Below are 17,518 nucleotides of genomic sequence, written 5' to 3' on the forward strand. Positions count from 1 at the left end.
GCCACAAGGCCTGGCAGGGGTTCAGCCTCGCATGAGCACCCTCCCCACCGCGGTGATCACGGGCTCCAGCGCCTCGAGCTGGGTGCCCACGCACTCCGTGATCCCCGCGCCGACGACGTCTACTTCGGACAATCCGGCGATCGCCTCGACGAGCTCGAAGATCTTCAGCCCACCGGGTTCGGGGAAGTTCACGCCGCCGAACTCCCCCGGATCCAGCACATCGAGATCGACGTGCAGGTACACCGACTCCGCACCGGCCCGCCGCAGCGCACCGGCGACGTCCTCTGTCTGCACCGCCAGCCCGCGCCGAACGGCTTGCTCCTCCGCGACATCGAAGACCCGGGTGCCGAACAGCGCCACCCGCCCCGGCTCGATCGCGGGGCTCGCCGCGAACTCCTCGTCCCCTTCGCCCAGCAACGACCGCAGCACCATCCCGTGGAACGCGCCCGAGGGAGACGACTCGGCCGTGTTCAGATCCGGATGCGCGTCGAACCACGCGACACCCAGCCCGGCGCCGTGGCGGTACCGCGCCACACCGACCGGCACCAGCTCCACGCCGCAGTCGCCGCCGATCGTCAGGACCGGACCGCCGGGTGCTTCGAGCGCGGCGAGCTGCGCCGCTCGGTTGGCACCCGTCAGCACCGCGCGGTTGGCGACGCCCGCACTCACCTCACTGGTGGCCGGTTCCTGGTGGATGTGGTGCACCGGCCGGCCCAGGACGTGCCCGGCCAGCTCGGACAGCGCGAGGCAGCCCTCCATCAGCCCCCGGGCCTGGGGACCGACCGCGCCCTGCCACTGCGGCACCGCGTTGATCAGCATGCGCCCGACGGTAGCGCGGCCACCCCCGCCGAGACGAGCCCGAAGCGGCGCGAACGGCCCACTCGCGCCGAAATGGCGCGAGTGGGCCGTTCGCTACACCGAAAACTGGCGCACTGCCGCGCTACTCGAGCACGATGAGGAGGTCCCCGCCCTCGACCTGCTGAACGGAGGTGATCGCCAACCGCCCGACCTTGCCCGCCGCCGAAGCGGTGATCGACGCTTCCATCTTCATGGCCTCGATCGTCGCCACGGTCGCGCCGGCCTCGACCTGGTCGCCTTCCGCCACCTGCAGCGTCACCACACCGGCGAACGGCGCCGCGATCTGCTTCGGGTTGCCCTTCTCGGCCTTTTCGGTCACGGGGACGTCCGAAGCGATCGAGCGGTCGCGGATCTGGATCGGCCGGAGCTGGCCGTTGAGCGTCGACATCACAGTGCGCACGCCGCGCTCGTCGGCCTCGCCGATCGCTTCCAGTTCGATGAGCAGCCGGACACCGGGCTCCAGGTCGACCGCGTACTCCTCACCCGGGCGCAAACCGTAGAAGAAGTCCTTGCTCGACAGCACACTCGTGTCACCGTAGGCCTCGCGACGGGCTTCGAACTCCTTCGTCGGCCCTGGGAACAGCAGCCGGTTCAGGGTGCCGCGCCGGTTGTCGGTGAGTTCCTTGCGGTCCTCTTCGGACAGTTCCACCACGGGCTTGGCCGCCGACCGGCCTTCGAGAGCCTTGGTGCGGAACGGTTCCGGCCAGCCACCCGGCGGGTCGCCGAGCTCGCCGCGGAGGAAGCCGATCACGGAGTCCGGGATGTCGAACTTGTTGGGCTCCGCCTCGAAGTCCGCGGGGGAGACGCCCGCGCCGACGAGGTGCAGCGCGAGGTCACCGACCACCTTGGACGAAGGCGTGACCTTCACGAGGTGGCCGAGGATCTTGTCGGCCGCGGCGTACATGGCCTCGATGTCCTCGAAGCGGTCGCCGAGCCCCAGCGCGATGGCCTGCGTGCGCAGGTTGGAGAGCTGGCCGCCCGGGATCTCGTGGTGGTACACGCGGCCGGTGGGCGAGGCGAGGCCGGCTTCGAAGGGAGCGTAGATCTTGCGCACGCTCTCCCAGTAGGGCTCGAGGTCGCCGATCGCCTGCAGGTCCAGGCCCGTGGTGCGGTCCGAGTGGTCGGTCGCCGCGACGATCGACCCGAGCGACGGCTGCGACGTGGTGCCGGCCATGGACGACACCGCGCCGTCGACGGCGTCCGCACCCGCCTGGATGGCGGCGAGGTAGGTGGCCAGCTGGCCGCCCGCGGTGTCGTGCGTGTGGATGTGCACCGGGAGGTCGAACTCCTTGCGCAGCGCCGTCACGAGCTTCGCGGCGGCCGGTGCGCGGAGCAGGCCCGCCATGTCCTTGATCGCGAGGATGTGCGCACCCGCTCCGACGATCTGCTCGGCGAGCTTCAGGTAGTAGTCGAGCGTGTAGAGCTTTTCCCCGGGATCGGAGAGATCGGAGGTGTAGCAAAGAGCGACTTCGGCGACGGCAGTGCCGGTTTCGCGGACCGCGTCGATGGCCGGGCGCATCTGCTCGACGTCGTTGAGCGCGTCGAAGATGCGGAAGATGTCGATGCCGGTGGCGGCCGCTTCTTCGACGAAGGCGTGCGTGACCTCGGTGGGGTACGGCGTGTAGCCCACGGTGTTGCGGCCGCGCAGCAGCATCTGCAGGCAGATGTTCGGCACGGCCTTGCGCAGCTGCTCGAGGCGCTCCCACGGGTCCTCGGCCAGAAAGCGCAGCGCGACGTCGTAGGTGGCGCCACCCCAGCACTCGAGGGAAAGCAGCTGCGGCACGGTCGCGGCGACGACCGGGGCGACGGCCAGGAGGTCCTTCGTGCGCACGCGCGTGGCGAGCAAGGACTGGTGGGCATCGCGGAACGTGGTGTCGGTGACGCCGAGCAGCGGCGACTCCCGCAGCCAGCGGGCGAAGCCGGCCGGGCCCAGCTCGGTGAGCTTCTGCTTGGAGCCGTCCGGCGGCACGAGGTCGGCGGGCAGCTTCGGCAGCTTCGTCGTGGCGTCGGGCGTGCGCGGGCGTTCACCGTGCGGGCGGTTCACCGTCTGGTCGGCCAGGTAGGTGAGCAGGCGCGTGCCGCGGTCCGCCGAACTACGAGCGGTGAGCAGGTGCGGGCGCTCCTCGATGAACGACGTCGTGACGCGGCCTTCGCGGAAGTCCGGGTCGTCGAGCACCGCCTGGAGGAACGGGATGTTCGTGGCGACACCGCGGATGCGGAACTCCGCGACGGCACGACGGGCCCGGCCCACGGCGGTCTTGAAGTCGCGGCCGCGGCAGGTGAGCTTCACGAGCAGCGAGTCGAAGTGGGCGCTGATCTCCGTGCCGGAGAACGCGGTGCCGCCGTCGAGGCGGATGCCCGAGCCGCCGGGCGAGCGGTAGGCACTGATCATGCCGGTGTCGGGGCGGAAGCCGTTGGCGGGGTCTTCCGTCGTGATGCGGCACTGCAGCGCGGCGCCGCGCAGGTAGATCTTGTCCTGCGCGAGCCCGAGGTCGGCGAGCGTCTCACCGGAGGCGATGCGCATCTGCGACTGCACGAGGTCGACGTCGGTGACCTCCTCGGTCACCGTGTGCTCGACCTGGATCCGCGGGTTCATCTCGATGAACACGTGGTTGCCGTCGCGATCGAGGAGGAACTCGACGGTGCCGGCGTTGCGGTAGCCGATCTGGCGCGCGAACTTCACGGCGTCGGCGCAGATGCGGTCGCGCAGCTGCGGGTCGAGGTTCGGCGCGGGGGCCAGCTCCACCACCTTCTGGTGGCGGCGCTGAACGGAGCAGTCGCGCTCGAAGAGGTGGATGACGTTGCCCTCGCTGTCGGCGAGGATCTGCACCTCGATGTGCCGCGGCTCGACCACGGCCTTCTCGATGAACACCGTCGGGTCACCGAACGCGGATTCGGCCTCGCGTGCGGCGGCCTCGATGGACTCGCGCAGGTGGGCCGGGTCCTCGACACGCCGCATGCCGCGGCCACCACCGCCGGCGACGGCCTTGACGAACACCGGGAACCCGAGCTCCTCGGCCGCGGCGACCAGCGCGTCGATGTCGCTGGAGGGCTCCGACGAGCCGAGCACCGGCACGCCGGCGTCGCGCGCGGCCTTGACGGCGCGTGCCTTGTTGCCGGTGAGCTCCAGGATCTCGGCGCTCGGTCCGACGAACGTGATCCCGGCCTCCTCGCACGCGCGCGCGAGATCGGGGTTCTCGGACAGGAAGCCGTAACCCGGGTAGACCGCGTCGGCGTCCGCCTTCTTGGCGGCCTTGACGATCTCCTCGACGGAGAGGTACGCGCGCACCGGGTGACCGGGTTCGCCGATCTCGTAGGCTTCGTCGGCCTTCAGCCGGTGGAGCGAGTTGCGGTCTTCGTGCGGGAACACGGCAACCGTGCCCGCCCCCAGTTCGTAGCCTGCGCGGAACGCTCGGATCGCGATCTCACCGCGGTTGGCCACCAGCACCTTGCGGAACATGCCCGGTCCTTCCCGTTTCGGATCGGTAGTGAAGGCACGTTACCCGGTTTATCTCGCTCTCCGGGAGACAGATTCCACGTGATGGACATCATTCGCGCCGACCTGCGTGCATGATGCGGGCAACTCGGGCTTCCCGCAACAGTCAGAAGGCCTGAGCGGGCAGGGTGCAAAGCAATCGGTTGGCTGTGCCCGAAGGCACGTTTTTCAGCGCGTTTGGTGTCGCTGCCTGCACCAACGCCTTGTCGACGTCCGCGGGCGCGGCATCCGGGTGCCGCGAGCGGTAGACGGCGGCGGCGCCCGCCGCCACGGCCGCGGCCATCGAGGTGCCCGATAGCGTGCCGGCGTTCGACGAGCCCGCGAGCGGCGCCGGGATGTCGACGCCCGGCGCGTAGAGGTCGACCGGCGTCCCGAAATCCGAGAAAGTCGCGATCTGGTCTTGCACGTCGCTCGCCGCCACGGTCAGCGCGGCGGGGACCCGCGCGGGCGAAACCTGGCTGTCGTCTTCGCCGCCTTCGCCCGCTGGGACGACGACGGGCATCACCGCGGCGAGCGCGGCCACCGCGTCGTCGAGCTGCTGGTTGGCGACGCCCCCGATGCCGAGGTACGCGACGGCCGGCTGGCGCGCGTTCTGTGCGACCCAGTCGAGGCCCGCGAGGATGTTGTCGGTGCTGCCGCCGCCGTCCTTGTCGAGCACGCGGACCGGGAAGATCTGCGCGCCCTTGGCAACGCCGTAGCTGCGACCGGCGACGATGCCGGCGACGCGCGTGCCGTGCCCGTTGGTGTCGGACGTGTCGGCGCCGCCGGTGAGGAAGTCCTTGCCCGGCTGCACGCGACCCTGGAAGTCGGGGTGCTTCGCGTCGACGCCGCTGTCGATCACGTACACGGTGACGTCCGAGGCATCGCTTTCGTAGCGGTACTTCTGGTCGAGGCCGCTCCGCTGGTCGATCCGGTCGAGCGCCCAGCTCGGCGGATTGTCCTGCGTGCCGCCGCCGGCCGCGAGTGCGGGCGAATTCGCCGTCGCCACCAGGAGGATGGTCACTGTCACCGGAAGAAGCCCACGGATCCGCATTCCTGCGTGGTATCCCGGCCGGGTGCCCTCGGCAACTCGACGTCACCCGATGGGCTGGTCCCTGTTTCGGCGGGAAACCTTCTTGCCCCCACCCGGCCTCTTCAAGACAGTGATCAAGAACCGGACCAGGAGGAATGATGAGTGAGAAACCGTACGTCGCCGTAATCCTCTACGAGGCGACCAGTGATTCACCCGCGTACGACCCGCTGTATCGCGAAGACTTCGTCCTCGTGCACGCGGCGAGCGAAGGCGAAGCGCGCGAAGCCGTCCGCCGGCGGGCGGAAGCCGAGTCGGGCAGCCACCGCAACGAGTGCGGTGAGCTGATCACGTGGCGGTGCAAACACGTGGTCGACGTCGCGCAGGCCCTCGACGAGGACCTCGCGCGCGACGCCGACCTGTACGCCCGCCACTTCCGCGACTACGGCTCCTACCGGCGGTTCGAGCCGTTGCTGTCGGGGTGAGCTCAGTCCGCCGGGACGTGGTCGCTGACCGACATCGTCGGCAGGTACACGAGCGCGTCGAAGGCCTGCACGACGTCGACGGACGTGAACAGGTGCGCGTGCCGCATACTCGTCGGCCCGGCCACACCCTTCGCGCGGTTGGCGCGCAGGTCGACCAGGCACGGCCCGGAGTCGGCGAGCGAGGCTTCGACGCTGCCGTCCGCGACCGGCGGCAGTTCGTCCGCGTGGACGCGGAACCCGAGGCGCGCGGCCTCGTCCGGTGTGAGACCCGTGGTGGTGCCGGTGCCGGCCGTGACGCCGAGGGTGAAGTAGTCGTCGCCGAACTCGGCGGCCAGGTGCGTGCCGGCCGAGGGGAAGACCATGCCCGGCGCGGGCACGAACGGCACGCGCTGCAGGTGTCCGTTGTGGACCATCACGACGATCTTCGCGCCCTCGCCGTGCAGCCGGCGAAGCAGCTTCACGGTCGACGCCAGGTACGTGTCGCGCGAGGAGCTCTGCATCGACGGCGCGACGCCCGCCATCATCGCCGCCAGCTCACGCTGGTAGGCATCAAGGCGGAGCGCACCGAGCGCGTGGTGTTCGGCGATGGCGTGAGCGCTCGGGTCGCCACGCTGCTCGTACACGGGCGCCAGGGCACGCAAGTGTGCGAGGAGGGTGCTGAACGCGGCGGTTGCCGCGTCGCGCGCGGGCGCGGCCATCGTCGCGTAGCGGCCGGGCGCGATGGCGCTGCTGACCGACGCGTACGGCTCCGAAGCGGCGAGCCCGGCGTCGACCAGAGGAACGACCTCGGGGTCCACGTCTTCGAGGTAGCGTCGCACGGCTTGTAGCGCTGGGACGGGTGAGCCGCCGGAGCTGGGGACGTCGAGGCCGGCACAGCGAACGCCGCCGTGGTCGCGCAGCCAGGTGAGCATCTCGTGCACCTCGGGTGAGTCGCCGAGGGAGAAGGTGAAGCCGTCGCGGCCGATGTCGGCGACGTCGCCGGGTGCGCCGCGGAGCCAGCTGTCGACGAGCTCTCCTTCGGCGAACCCCGATTCGAAGCCGAGCACGGTGAAACCACGCTCATCGACGAGGTGGCGCAGCAGCCGGTTGCGCAGCAGGCCGAACTCGCGGATGTGGTGGTTGTTCTCCCCGATCGCGACGATGCGCGCGTCGCCGATCAGGTCCGCGATCGGCGTGACGTCGTCGGGCGAGAAGGGCGTTCGGAAGTCGAGGTCTGGCATACTGGGCACACTAACGCAACAGGAGTAGCACTTGCTAAGTGAATCGGCCGGAACCCGCCGACCGGGTGGGCGAACCGAACGCACGCGCATCGCCGTGCTGCAGGCGACGCTGGACCTGCTCGCCGAGCGCGGCTTCACGAACCTGACGGTCGAGGCGGTCGCCGACCGCTCGGGTGTCCACAAGACCACGATCTACCGCCGCTGGGCCTCGACGGACGGCCTCGTCGCCGCAGCCCTGCGCATGGGCACGGAGCAGCCCTGGACGCCGCGCGACACCGGCTCACTGGCGGGCGATCTGAAGGAGGTGCTGCTGGAACTGATCCGCTACTTCACCGAACCCGGCCTGCGAGAACTCCCGACGGCGTCGGTGCTGGCCGCCTTCCACTCGGATTCCGCGGCGGAGGCGCTGCACGCGTTCTATCAAGACCGGCACGCCCGTTCGTCGGTACTCGTGACCCGTGCCGTGGCGCGCGGCGAAGTACCGGCCGGCACGGACTCCGACGAGGTGATCCGCGTGGCGAGCGGCCCCGTCTTCTACCGCCTGTTCATCTCGCGCGAACCCCTCACCCCCACGGACGCCCGCACGGCGGCCGACGCCGCGGCGGCGGCGGCGAAGGCGGGGGTGTTCGTCCGGAAATGAGGGAGTGACGACGAACTCAGGGGCTGCCGCGGCCTCGCGCCCCAAGGGCCAGAAGCCTGCCGCCGCCGCGAGCCGGTACTGAAGTACTTCCGACACCACAGCGCCATCAGCGACCCACGCCAGCGCCACCCATGCAGCAGGACCCGACCGAGCCCCGGCGCCTCAGCGGAGGGCGAGCCGGTACCGGACCTCTTCCAGCGTCACCGCGCCGTCGGCCACGGTTTCGACTTTGGTGCGGCCGTCGAGGATCCAGCCGGCGTGTTCGTAGAAGGTGCGGGCACGCGTGTTGGTCGCGAGGACCCACAGGATCGCGGTCGAGAACTCGGCGGTCAGTGCGGCGACCGCGGCCGCGTGGAGGAGGCGGCCGACACCGCGGCTCCAGTGCGAGGGGAGCAGGTAAAGGGAGGCGAGTTCACCCGTCTCGGTCGTGGCGTCCTCGTCGCGGCTGGAGTTGGCCGCGGCGAAGCCGGCGAGGGAACCGTCAGGCGTCACTGCGACCAGGATCGTCTGGTGCACGGGCGGATCCGCGAGGTTCCGTGCCCAGAAGCGCTCGCGGGCGCCGGCCGAAAGACCCGACAGGAACTCGGCGGGCAACAGTCCGTCGTACGCGGCTTGCCAGGAAGCGACGTGGACGTGGGCGATCGCCGGAGCATCGGAGACGACCGCGGGCCGGACGGAGGCGGGGGCGGCAGCCGTCAACTCTTCTCCAAGTACTCCGCGCGTTCCATGTCCACGACGTCGGACACCATCTGGGCGAGGCCAGGGTAGGACGCCAGCGACGGGTCGCGCACCACGATTTCCTGGGCCTGCGCACGAGCCTCGGTGATCACGTCCTCATCGCGCAGCAGGGACAGCAGCTTGAGCCCCGAGCGCTTGCCGGACTGCGCGGCGCCGAGGATGTCGCCCTCGCGGCGGAGTTCGAGGTCCAAACGGGACAGTTCGAAGCCGTCGGTGGTGGACTCGACGGCCGCGAGGCGTTCGCGGGTCGAGGTGCCGTCGAGGGTTTCGGTCACCAGCAGGCACAACCCCGGCACGCTGCCGCGGCCGACGCGGCCGCGCAGCTGGTGCAGCTGGCTCACGCCGAACCGGTCGGCGTCGAGGATGACCATCGCGGTGGCGTTGGGGACGTTCACGCCGACCTCGACGACGGTCGTCGCCACCAGGACTTGGATCTGGCCGGCGCCGAAGGCACGCATCACCGCGTCCTTCTCGTCGGGCGGCATGCGGCCGTGCAGCGCGGCGACCCGCAGCCCCTTCAACGCCCCGCCCGCCAGGTCCGGCGCCACATCCAGCACCGCCAGCGGCGGACGTTTGTCGCTCTTGTCCGACGGGGGTTCGTCGCCGATGCGCGGGCACACGACGTACGCCTGGTGCCCCTTGGCGACCTCCTCGTTCACCCGCTCCCAGACGCGGTCGAACCACGCGGGTTTTTCCGCCACCGGCACCACGGTCGTCTTGATCGGCGACCGGCCCACCGGCATCTCGCGCAGTGCGGACGTCTCCAGGTCGCCGTACACGGTCATCGCGACCGTGCGGGGGATCGGCGTCGCCGTCATCACCAGCACGTGCGGCGAAGTGTCGTCCGCCCCACGCGAGCGCAACGCGTCCCGCTGCTCCACGCCGAACCGGTGCTGCTCGTCCACGACCGCGAGCCCGAGGTCGGCGAACTGCACGTGGTCCTGGATCAGGGCGTGCGTGCCGACGACGATCCCGGCCTCGCCGCTCGCCGCTTCCAGCAGGGCCTTCTTGCGCTCCTTCGCACCCAGCGAGCCGGTGAGCAGTGTCACGCGCGTGGCGTTCTCCGCCGCCCCCAGCTCCCCCGCCATCCCGAGCTCGCCGAGCATCTCGCGCAGCGAACGCGCGTGCTGCGCGGCCAGTACCTCGGTCGGGGCGAGCATCGCCGTCTGCCGGCCGGAGTCGACGACCTGCAGCATCGCCCGCAGCGCGACGACGGTCTTACCCGAACCCACCTCGCCCTGCAGCAGGCGGTTCATCGGGTGCTCACTGGACAGATCCGCGGCGATCTCGTCGCCGATCGCGCGCTGGCCGCCCGTGAGGTCGAACGGCAGGCGCTTGTCGAACGCGTCGAGCAGGCCGCCGTCGGTGTGCGGGCTGGCCTTCGCCGGCCGCGACACCGCGGAATGGCGCCGCTGCGCGAAGATCAGCTGCACGGCCATGGCCTCGTCCCACTTGAGGCGGTGGCGCGAGGTCTCCAGGTGCGCCCAGTCCTCGGGCCGGTGGATGCCGCGCAGCGCGCGCTCCAAGCCCGGCAGGCCGTGGCGCTTCAGCAGCTCCTCCGGCATCGGATCGGCCGGCACTTCAAGCACGTCCAGCACCTGCCGCACGCACTTCGCGATCGACCACGTCGGCATGCCCTGCGCCGCCGGGTACACCGGGATGATCTCGGCCAGGAAGCTGTCGACGGCCTCGGCTTCGCGCTCGGCGTCGAGCAGCTCGTACTCGGGGTTGGCCAGCTGCAGCGTGTCGCGGAATGCCGTCACCTTGCCCGCGAACAGGCCCGTCTTGCCGGGCACGAGTTCCTTCTCGCGCCACGCCTGGTTGAAGAACGCGCAGGCCAGCCGCCGTTTCCCGTCGGTGATGACCATGTCGAGGATCGTGCCGTTGCGCGATTTCATGCGGCGCTTGCTGATCTTCTCGATCCGCGCCAGCACGGTCGCGTGCTCGCCCAGCTCCAGGCCGGCGATGTCGGTGAGCTCACCGCGCTCGGCGTACCGGCGCGGGTAGTGGCGCAGCAGGTCGGAGACGGTCTCGATGCCGAGGGAACCTGACAGCGCCTTCGCCGTCTTCGCCCCCAGCAGCAGCGGCAGCTTGTCGCGCAGCCCGGCCATGTCTATTCGACTCCCATCAGCAGCACGGCTCCCGCCTGGCCACTGGCATAACTCGTCAACTCCACTTCGGGGTGCTCGTGCCGCAGCTGGTCGGCCAGTTCGCCAGTCACGCCCGGCGGCGCAGCCTCCCCGCTCAGCACGGTGACCAGCTCACCACCGAGCGCCAGCATGCGGTTGAGCACGCTCATCGCGGCCGCGACGAGGCTCGTTTCCGAGGCCGGTGCCGGCTCGATCAGCACCACCTCGTCGTCGACCAGGCCGATCACGTCACCGGACTGGGCCCGGCCCACCCAGGTTAGCGACTCCTCGGTCGAGATCCGCAGCTCGCCACGCCTGGTGGCCGCGGCGGCTTCGGCCATGGCCACGACGTCGTCGTTCACACGGCGGCCCTCGTCGTGCACGGCGAGCGCGGCCAGCACCTGCACCGGCGACGCGCACGGGATCACCACGACGTCCCGGTCGCCGGCCATCGGGTGCCCGGCCGCGGTGTCGGCGGCGGCCGTGAGGTCCAAGCCGCCCGGCAGCACCGTCACGTGCCGGCCCGCAGCCTCGTTGAACAGCCCGATCATGTCCTCGACGCCGGGCGTCTCGTCGTCCGGCACGGCCAGCACGGCGACGCCCTCGGCCCGCAGCAGCTCGGCGAGCGCCCCGCCGTGGACGACGGCCACCACCGACCGGTCCAGCCCGCCTCCCGGCTCGATCGGCGTCGGCGTGATCAGCGGCTCGACGCGGATCCGCCGCGGCCGCCCCAGCTCCAGCCCTGCTTCGATCGCCGCGCCGATGTCGGCGCAATGGACGTGCACGGCGTGGCTGCCCGAACCGTCGCCGGCCACCGTGACGCTGTCGCCGAAGCCGCTCAGCTCCTTGCGCAACGCCGGCAGCCGCGCTTCGTCGACACCGTCCAGCAAGTACATGACCTCCCACGCGTACGGCGCGGGGTCAGCGGCCGACAGCTCGATCGCGAACGACAGCTCGTGGTCGCGCTCCGGTGCGGTGTCCGTGACGACGCCGGCCAGCGCGTCGAGCACCGCGACGAGCCCTCGTCCCCCGGCGTCGACGACCCCCGCCTTGGCCAGCGCGGGCAGCTGCTTGGGCGTCTCCTCCAGCGCGGACGCGGCGGCCGCGGCGGCCGTGGCGGCGACTTCACCCAGCGATCGCGTGTCGCCCTGAACGGCGGCGGCCACGACGTGCAGGACGGTCAGCATCGTCCCCGCGACGGGCCGGCTCACCGCTCCGGTGGCGACGCGGTCGGCATGTCCGAGAGCTCCCGCGAGCCCCGCGCCGTCGAGTTCGGCGCCGTCGGCCGCCCAGTCGGCGATGCCCCGCACGACCTGGGAGATGATCACGCCCGAATTTCCCCGCGCGGCGGCCACGGCACCCCGGGCCAGCACGGCCAGCGCGTCCGCCGCGTCGCTCGGTTGCGCGGCCGCCAGGGAATCGCGCGCGCCGGTCATCGTGTGCAGCAGGTTCGAGCCCGTGTCGGAGTCGGCGACGGGGTAGACGTTGATGCCGTTGATCGCCGGCCGGAGCACCGCCAAGCTGTGCACGCACGCCGCCGACCAGGCCGACACCGCCGCCACGTCCAGCACCCGCACCCCGTAACCTCCTCGCCGGTTCCCGCGAGCGTATCGACCCCACGACGAACCACCCGGAGCCACTCGTTACTATGGTCGAGTTGCCCAGCGAGTCTGGGCGCCATTCTTTGTCCCAGATCCAGAGGAGTTCGACGTGGCTGCCGTGTGCGACGTCTGTGGCAAGGGACCCGGCTTCGGCAAGTCGGTCTCGCACTCCCACCGGCGTACCAACCGCCGGTGGAACCCGAACATCCAGACTGTGCACGCCAAGGTCGGCGTGTCCCAGCGCAAGCGCCTCAACGTGTGCACCTCGTGCATCAAGGCTGGCAAGGTCGTGCGCGGCTGACGCAGTTGAGGTTGCCGGGTGCTCCGTGAGGGCACCCGAAACCGCCGAATGGCGAGTGCTCACCGAGCACTCGCCATTTTGTCACTTCAGGAAGTCCGTCAGCACGGAACGCAGCGACTCGGGTGCGTTGAGCACACCGTGGTCTTGTCCGGGGATCACTTCGTACCGGGCGTGCGGCACGGTCTCGGCGACAGCCCGGGCCGAAGCACCCATCCAGGCCTCCCCCGCCCCACCCGACAGCACGAGCACGGGCACGGTGATGGCGGCCAGCCGAGCTGCGGGCAGCCGGCCGCCGGGGCCGGTGACGGTGATGTCGTAGGGCAGCGTGTGCGCGTAGCCCACGAACCAGTCCCACACGGGCTGTCCCTTCATGGCGGCCACCCCCTCGGCCGGCACGGAAACACCCTCGGTCAGGAACAACTCCACGGCGCCTTCACGGTTGCCGTCGGCAAGCAGGGCGCTGAGGCGCTCGGCGAGGTCGTCGGCGGGTCGCGGGCGACCGCTGACGATGAACGGTGGCTCGTACGCGGCCACCTTGTTCACCGGCAGGCCGCGGGCCGCCGCTTCCAGCACCAGGATGGCGCCCGACGAGTGACCGAACAGCGCGGCCGAACCGCCGATGGCCTCGATCACGGCCATGAGGTCGTCCAGCTCGCGCTCGACGCTGTAGACCGGCGCGTCCCCGCTCTCACCGCGGCCCCGCCGGTCGACGGCGATGGCCTGGAAGCCCGCGTCGGCCAGCACGACGGCGAGCGCCGCCACGGTCGTCCGGTCGTTCACGGCGCCGCCGACGAGCAGCACGGGTGCGCCCGCGCCGTAGATGTCGAACGCGATGGGCGTGCCGTCGGCGGAAGTGACGGTGGTGGTCATGGGTTTCCTCCCAGGGTCGGGTTCATCCTCACCCGGGAGTCGGAGCCGGACCACCCTGACCGGACACCGCGACGGCGGAAGCTCAGGGCAGTTTCCAGTCCACCGGCGCCGCGCCCTGGTCGGCCAGTAGCTGGTTGGCCCGGCTGAACGGACGCGAGCCGAAGAAGCCGTTGTGCGCGGAAAGCGGGCTCGGGTGCGCCGATTCGATGCACGGGATGGCACCGAGCATCGGGCGCAGGTTGCGGGCGTTGCGGCCCCACAGGATCGCCACCATCGGCTCGTCGCGCGCGGCGAGCGCCTTGATCGCCTGCTCCGTCACCTGCTCCCAGCCCTTGCCCTGGTGGGAGTTCGGCTTGCTGGGCTGCACCGTGAGCGCGCGGTTGAGCAGCAGGATGCCCTGGTCGGCCCACGGGGTGAGGTCGCCATTGGCGGGCAACGGGTAGCCGAGGTCCTCGGCGTACTCCTTGTAGATGTTGACCAGGCTCTTCGGCAGCGGCCGCACGTCCGGCGCGACCGAGAAGCTCAGGCCGACCGCGTGCCCCGGCGTCGGGTACGGGTCCTGGCCGACGATCAGCACCCGCACGTCGTGGAACGGCTGCTTGAACGCGCGCAGCACGTGCTCGCCGGCCGGGAGGTACTTGCGGCCCGCCGCGATCTCCGCGCGGAGGAACTCCCCCATCGCGGCGACCTGCGGCGCCACGGGCTCGAGGGCCTGCGCCCAGCCTGCTTCGACGATCTCGTGCAGCGGTCGTGCGGTCACGGCCCGCGAGCCTAGCGCGGCGTGGGCGACGTCACCGGGGCGGGTCGAGGCGCCGCAGCTGTTCGCGGAACCGTGCGCCGCGGCGCACGTAGGAGTCGACCACCATCGCGATCTGCTCGGCGGAGAACGACTTGTTCGGCCGCACCTTCGCCGGCACGCCCAGCGCGATCTCGCCGGGACCCACATGCGAGTTGTACGAAAGCACCGCGCCCGCGCCGACCATCCCGCCGTCCTCGATCACGGTTCCGTTGAGCACCACCGAACCCGAGGCGATGAGGCAGCCGGTGCCGATCGTCGCGCCCTCGACGTGCACGGCGTGACCGATGGCCGAAGACGGCCCGAGGACCGTCGGGTGCTTGGAGGTGCAGTGCAGCACGCAGCCGTCCTGGACGTTGGACCGTTCGCCGATCTCGATGTACCCGTGGTCGCCGCGCAGCACCGTCTGCGGCCACACCGACGCGCGCGGGCCGATCCGCACGTCGCCGATCACGGTCGCGTCGGGGTGGACGTAGGCGTCCGGGTGGATCGAGGGGACGAGGTCGCCGAGCGCGTAGATCGCCAAAACCGTCTCCCGTTCGTCACACGAGGTTCTTGCCGAAGTACCGGCTCTCGGGCTCGTCCTTGTACATGCCGAAACCCGGGATCGCGGTGTAGCCCGACGAACCGTAGAGGGCGATCGCCTCGGGCTGTTCGGTGCCCGTCTCCAGAACCGCTCGCCGGCGCCCTGCCGCGCGGGCCGTGCGCTCCAGCTCCGCGAGCATCGCGCGCGCGAAACCGTTGCCCCGCGCGGATTCCACGACGTACATCCGCTTCAGCTCGACGTCGCCGGGCCGGAACGCGGGCGCCGGACCGTCGTGCGCACGCCACGCCCCGGACGCGACGGGCGCGCCGTCGAGGTAGCCGACGAGGAACAGCCCGCGCGGCGGCGCGAACTGCGCGGCTTCCATGGGGGTCGAGTCCTCGCTGCCGTAGCGGCGCACGTATTCGAGCTGGACCTCGGCCATCAGCTTGGTCGCGTCGGGGTGGTCGTAGGCGACCGGTCTGATCTCCACGGGCCACAGCCTAGTGCTGCCGCCAGTGCTCCCAGCCGCCTTCGTGGCCGTACTCCTTGCCGTCCACGGTCACGCCCGAGCCGGGCATCGTCACGGCTCCGATCCTGCGCCAGCCCTCGGGCAGTTCGCCGAACGGCGGGAACGTCGCCGCGAGCGCGTGGTCCTCGCCGCCCGTGAGGACCCAGCGCAGCGGATCGGCGCCGAGCGCGGTGCCGACTTCCTGCAGCCGCTTGGAGATCTCTAGGTCGGCGGTGTGCACGTCGAGCCCGACGTCCGACGCCGCGGCGATGTGGCCGAGGTCGGCGAGCAGACCGTCGGAGACGTCGACCATCGCCGTCGCGCCGGCGAGCGCGGCCTGCGGGCCCGCGGGGTACGGCGGTTCGGGCGCGCGCTGCGCGTTCACGACTCCAACCGGCGAGCGGAACCCGCGCCGCAGCACGGCCAGCCCCGCCGCGGCCCAGCCGAGCCGGCCGCACACCGCGAGCACGTCGCCGGGCCGGGCGCCGGAGCGCGTCACCGGTTCCCGGTCTTCCAGGTCCCCCAGCGCGGTGACACTGATCACGATCTGATCGGCGCTCACCATGTCGCCGCCGGAGACGCCGATCCCGGCGCGCGCCGCCTCCGCCCACATGCCGTTCATGATCTCGGTCACGACCTCGGTGCGCGTATCCGGCGGGCACGCGAACCCCACGAGGACCGTGGTCGGTTTCGCGCCCATGGCCGCGACGTCCGACAGGTTCACGGCCACGGCCTTGCGCCCCACCTGTTCGGGGCTCGACCAGTCGAGGCGGAAGTGCACGCCCTGGACCAGCACGTCCGTGGTCGCGACCACGCGGCCGTCGGGTGCGGCCACCACGGCCGCGTCGTCGCCTGGACCGAGCAGGGTCGACGCCGGCTGGCGACGCCCGTGGGTGACCGCGTGGATCAGCGCGAACTCGCCCGTCCCGGCCACCGAGCCGTCGTCCGGTGACACCGGTCACCTCCTGTTTCTCTCCGTGTGCGAAGCCTCGGCCACCGACAGTCGGATCCCCTAGGTTTTTCCCGGGGCTGGCGATACCTTGCCTACACCGTTCCTACCTCGACTCCATCGCTACCGACGAAAGGGCACGCCGTGGTCCACGCATACATCCTCATCCAGACCGAGGTCGGCAAGGCGGCCGCGGTGGCGGCGGAGATCGCCGGTGTGCCGGGCGTGACCAGCTCGGAGGACGTGACCGGCCCCTACGACGTGATCGTGCGCGCCACCGCCGAGACCGTCGACCAGCTGGGGCAGCTCGTGGTCGCGAAGGTGCAGAACGTGGAGGGGATCACGCGGACGCTGACCTGCCCGGTGGTCCACCTCTGACGCGTGGTGCACTTGCAGGGTGGCAGATACCGAGACCGGCGCGCCGCCCCGGGTGGTGCTCGTGGTCGCGGCCGTGCTCGTGGTCGCGCTGGCGGCGGTGGTCGCCGTCTTCGCGCTGACGAAGAACCAGGCCCCGCCGGACGAGAGCGTTGCGAACGGACCGCTCCCGCTCGTGGCCGTGCCCGCTCCGCAGGCGGGCACCCCGGCTTGCACGGCGGTCGTCGGCGCGATGCCGGCGACGCTGACGTCGAACGGCAGGCAGCTCGCCCGCCGCACGCTCGCGCAGCCCGCACCGCAGGCCACCGTCGCCTGGGGTGACGGCGACGCGATCGTGCTGCGCTGCGGCCTCGACCGGCCGCCGGAGCTCACGCAGACCGCCGAACTGCGCCTGATCAACGGCGTGCAGTGGCTGCAGGTCACGGAAGACGAGGCGGCCACGTGGTACGTGGTCGATCGCGATGTCTACCTCGCGCTGACCGTGCCGGACTCGGCCGGGACCGGTCCACTGCAGACCGTTTCGGACACCGTCGCCGCGAAGCTCCCGGACAAGCCTTTGAAGTTCTGACGGTCCGGGCGGCGATCGCCTCCAGGCAGTCGCCCGTGGTGCGCGGGCCGAGCACGGCGACGTCGACGCTCAGCACCACCATCGCGGCCGCCCCGACGGCGAACGTCGTGGCGGTCCCGTCGGCTGCAGCATCGGCAGCGGAATGAACGGCATCGCGGCCGTGGCGAGTGCGCAAGCCGAACCGGCGGCCGTCCCGCGCAGCGAAGTCGGGAACAGCTCGCCCTCGTAGGTGTGGAAAGCGTTGGAGAACACGTTGCTCGCGGCGGTGTAGCAGACGCCCAGCGCCGCGATCGCCGCGAGCCGAAGGCCTGCAGCGGTTGGAAGACGTGGAGCAGTGCGGTGCGGCCGAGCCACGGTTTGCGCGGCGACGCTTTGAATCGCATGGGTTGCGGCAAGGTTCCGATTTCGGCGAGCTGCCGCGGCACGGCGGCTTCGAGTTGCCTGCATCC

17 protein-coding genes are annotated in these 17,518 nt (G+C 71.1%); 5 read left to right on the forward strand and 12 right to left on the reverse strand.

Annotation, left to right across the window (positions count from 1 at the left end; all coding sequences use genetic code 11):
* Window positions 1-21: 21 nt before the first annotated feature.
* The 3 genes from I6J71_RS35275 to I6J71_RS35285 form a co-directional block, all read right to left on the reverse strand.
* Window positions 22-819: an arginase family protein gene (locus I6J71_RS35275; protein WP_204090810.1), complete on the reverse strand. Its 798-nt coding sequence runs from the start codon at window positions 817-819 to the stop codon at window positions 22-24.
* 121 nt (window positions 820-940) lie between these two features.
* A complete protein-coding gene (locus tag I6J71_RS35280; protein ID WP_204090811.1) occupies window positions 941-4,318 on the reverse strand; it encodes a pyruvate carboxylase in 3,378 nt (1,125 codons plus the stop codon).
* Window positions 4,319-4,460: 142 nt separating this feature from the next.
* Window positions 4,461-5,387, reverse strand: coding sequence for a S8 family peptidase (locus I6J71_RS35285; RefSeq protein WP_204090812.1), 927 nt, complete (start codon window positions 5,385-5,387; stop codon window positions 4,461-4,463).
* A 137-nt stretch (window positions 5,388-5,524) separates the two neighbouring features.
* Between I6J71_RS35285 and I6J71_RS35290 the strand changes: the two genes are divergently transcribed.
* Entirely contained in the window at window positions 5,525-5,848 is a 324-nt protein-coding gene (locus I6J71_RS35290; protein WP_204090813.1) for a DUF4288 domain-containing protein, read from the forward strand.
* A gap of 2 nt (window positions 5,849-5,850) precedes the next feature.
* Here the strand turns inward: I6J71_RS35290 and I6J71_RS35295 are convergent, their stop codons facing one another.
* The gene (locus I6J71_RS35295; protein WP_204090814.1) at window positions 5,851-7,068 is read right to left on the reverse strand and encodes an erythromycin esterase family protein; all 1,218 of its coding nucleotides are present in this window, start codon (window positions 7,066-7,068) and stop codon (window positions 5,851-5,853) included.
* Window positions 7,069-7,099: 31 nt separating this feature from the next.
* Between I6J71_RS35295 and I6J71_RS35300 the strand changes: the two genes are divergently transcribed.
* On the forward strand, window positions 7,100-7,708 hold the full coding sequence (locus I6J71_RS35300; protein ID WP_204090815.1) for a TetR/AcrR family transcriptional regulator: 609 nt from the start codon (window positions 7,100-7,102) through the stop codon (window positions 7,706-7,708).
* Window positions 7,709-7,870: 162 nt separating this feature from the next.
* Here I6J71_RS35300 and I6J71_RS35305 read toward each other — a convergent pair whose 3' ends face one another.
* Genes I6J71_RS35305 through I6J71_RS35315 form a run of 3 tightly spaced genes read right to left on the reverse strand, consistent with a single transcriptional unit; the run spans window position 7,871 to window position 12,152 of the window.
* On the reverse strand, window positions 7,871-8,407 hold the full coding sequence (locus I6J71_RS35305) for a GNAT family N-acetyltransferase (RefSeq protein ID WP_204090816.1): 537 nt from the start codon (window positions 8,405-8,407) through the stop codon (window positions 7,871-7,873).
* A complete protein-coding gene (gene recG, locus I6J71_RS35310) occupies window positions 8,404-10,557 on the reverse strand; it encodes an ATP-dependent DNA helicase RecG (RefSeq protein WP_204090817.1) in 2,154 nt (717 codons plus the stop codon). Before recG ends, I6J71_RS35305 begins: the two co-directional genes overlap by 4 nt.
* 2 nt (window positions 10,558-10,559) lie before the next feature.
* The gene (locus I6J71_RS35315; protein WP_204090818.1) at window positions 10,560-12,152 is read right to left on the reverse strand and encodes a DAK2 domain-containing protein; all 1,593 of its coding nucleotides are present in this window, start codon (window positions 12,150-12,152) and stop codon (window positions 10,560-10,562) included.
* Between the two features lie 133 nt (window positions 12,153-12,285).
* On the opposite strand from I6J71_RS35315, the gene rpmB reads away from it, so the two are divergent.
* Window positions 12,286-12,477, forward strand: a complete 192-nt coding sequence (gene rpmB, locus I6J71_RS35320) for a 50S ribosomal protein L28 (RefSeq protein ID WP_003091970.1) — start codon at window positions 12,286-12,288, stop codon at window positions 12,475-12,477.
* 81 nt (window positions 12,478-12,558) lie between these two features.
* Here rpmB and I6J71_RS35325 read toward each other — a convergent pair whose 3' ends face one another.
* From I6J71_RS35325 to I6J71_RS35345, 5 genes are all read right to left on the reverse strand, one after another.
* Window positions 12,559-13,347, reverse strand: coding sequence for an alpha/beta fold hydrolase (locus I6J71_RS35325; RefSeq protein WP_204090819.1), 789 nt, complete (start codon window positions 13,345-13,347; stop codon window positions 12,559-12,561).
* Between the two features lie 82 nt (window positions 13,348-13,429).
* Window positions 13,430-14,107 carry a uracil-DNA glycosylase gene (locus I6J71_RS35330; RefSeq protein ID WP_204090820.1) on the reverse strand — a complete coding sequence of 226 codons (678 nt, stop codon included), beginning with the start codon at window positions 14,105-14,107 and terminating at the stop codon, window positions 13,430-13,432.
* 31 nt (window positions 14,108-14,138) lie between these two features.
* Entirely contained in the window at window positions 14,139-14,669 is a 531-nt protein-coding gene (locus I6J71_RS35335; protein WP_204090821.1) for a gamma carbonic anhydrase family protein, read from the reverse strand.
* A 16-nt stretch (window positions 14,670-14,685) separates the two neighbouring features.
* Window positions 14,686-15,159 carry a GNAT family N-acetyltransferase gene (locus I6J71_RS35340; protein WP_204090822.1) on the reverse strand — a complete coding sequence of 158 codons (474 nt, stop codon included), beginning with the start codon at window positions 15,157-15,159 and terminating at the stop codon, window positions 14,686-14,688.
* A 10-nt stretch (window positions 15,160-15,169) separates the two neighbouring features.
* Window positions 15,170-16,132 carry a thiamine-phosphate kinase gene (locus I6J71_RS35345; protein ID WP_204090823.1) on the reverse strand — a complete coding sequence of 321 codons (963 nt, stop codon included), beginning with the start codon at window positions 16,130-16,132 and terminating at the stop codon, window positions 15,170-15,172.
* Window positions 16,133-16,270: 138 nt separating this feature from the next.
* Between I6J71_RS35345 and I6J71_RS35350 the strand changes: the two genes are divergently transcribed.
* Window positions 16,271-16,504: an Lrp/AsnC ligand binding domain-containing protein gene (locus I6J71_RS35350; protein WP_204090824.1), complete on the forward strand. Its 234-nt coding sequence runs from the start codon at window positions 16,271-16,273 to the stop codon at window positions 16,502-16,504.
* 19 nt (window positions 16,505-16,523) lie between these two features.
* Window positions 16,524-17,069: a DUF3515 domain-containing protein gene (locus tag I6J71_RS35355; protein ID WP_204090825.1), complete on the forward strand. Its 546-nt coding sequence runs from the start codon at window positions 16,524-16,526 to the stop codon at window positions 17,067-17,069.
* Window positions 17,070-17,518: the final 449 nt, after the last annotated feature.

This window comes from Amycolatopsis sp. FDAARGOS 1241 (genome assembly GCF_016889705.1).
Lineage (GTDB): Bacteria > Actinomycetota > Actinomycetes > Mycobacteriales > Pseudonocardiaceae > Amycolatopsis.

Bases quoted from the DNA above. Each gene is read 5' to 3' on its own strand.
- I6J71_RS35275 (WP_204090810.1), bottom strand. From the start codon at position 819: ATGCTGATCAACGCGGTGCCGCAGTGGCAGGGCGCGGTCGGTCCCCAG.
- I6J71_RS35280 (WP_204090811.1), bottom strand. From the start codon at position 4,318: ATGTTCCGCAAGGTGCTGGTGGCCAACCGCGGTGAGATCGCGATCCGA.
- I6J71_RS35285 (WP_204090812.1), bottom strand. From the start codon at position 5,387: ATGCGGATCCGTGGGCTTCTTCCGGTGACAGTGACCATCCTCCTGGTG.
- I6J71_RS35290 (WP_204090813.1), top strand. From the start codon at position 5,525: ATGAGTGAGAAACCGTACGTCGCCGTAATCCTCTACGAGGCGACCAGT.
- I6J71_RS35295 (WP_204090814.1), bottom strand. From the start codon at position 7,068: ATGCCAGACCTCGACTTCCGAACGCCCTTCTCGCCCGACGACGTCACG.
- recG (WP_204090817.1), bottom strand. From the start codon at position 10,557: ATGGCCGGGCTGCGCGACAAGCTGCCGCTGCTGCTGGGGGCGAAGACG.
- I6J71_RS35325 (WP_204090819.1), bottom strand. From the start codon at position 13,347: ATGACCACCACCGTCACTTCCGCCGACGGCACGCCCATCGCGTTCGAC.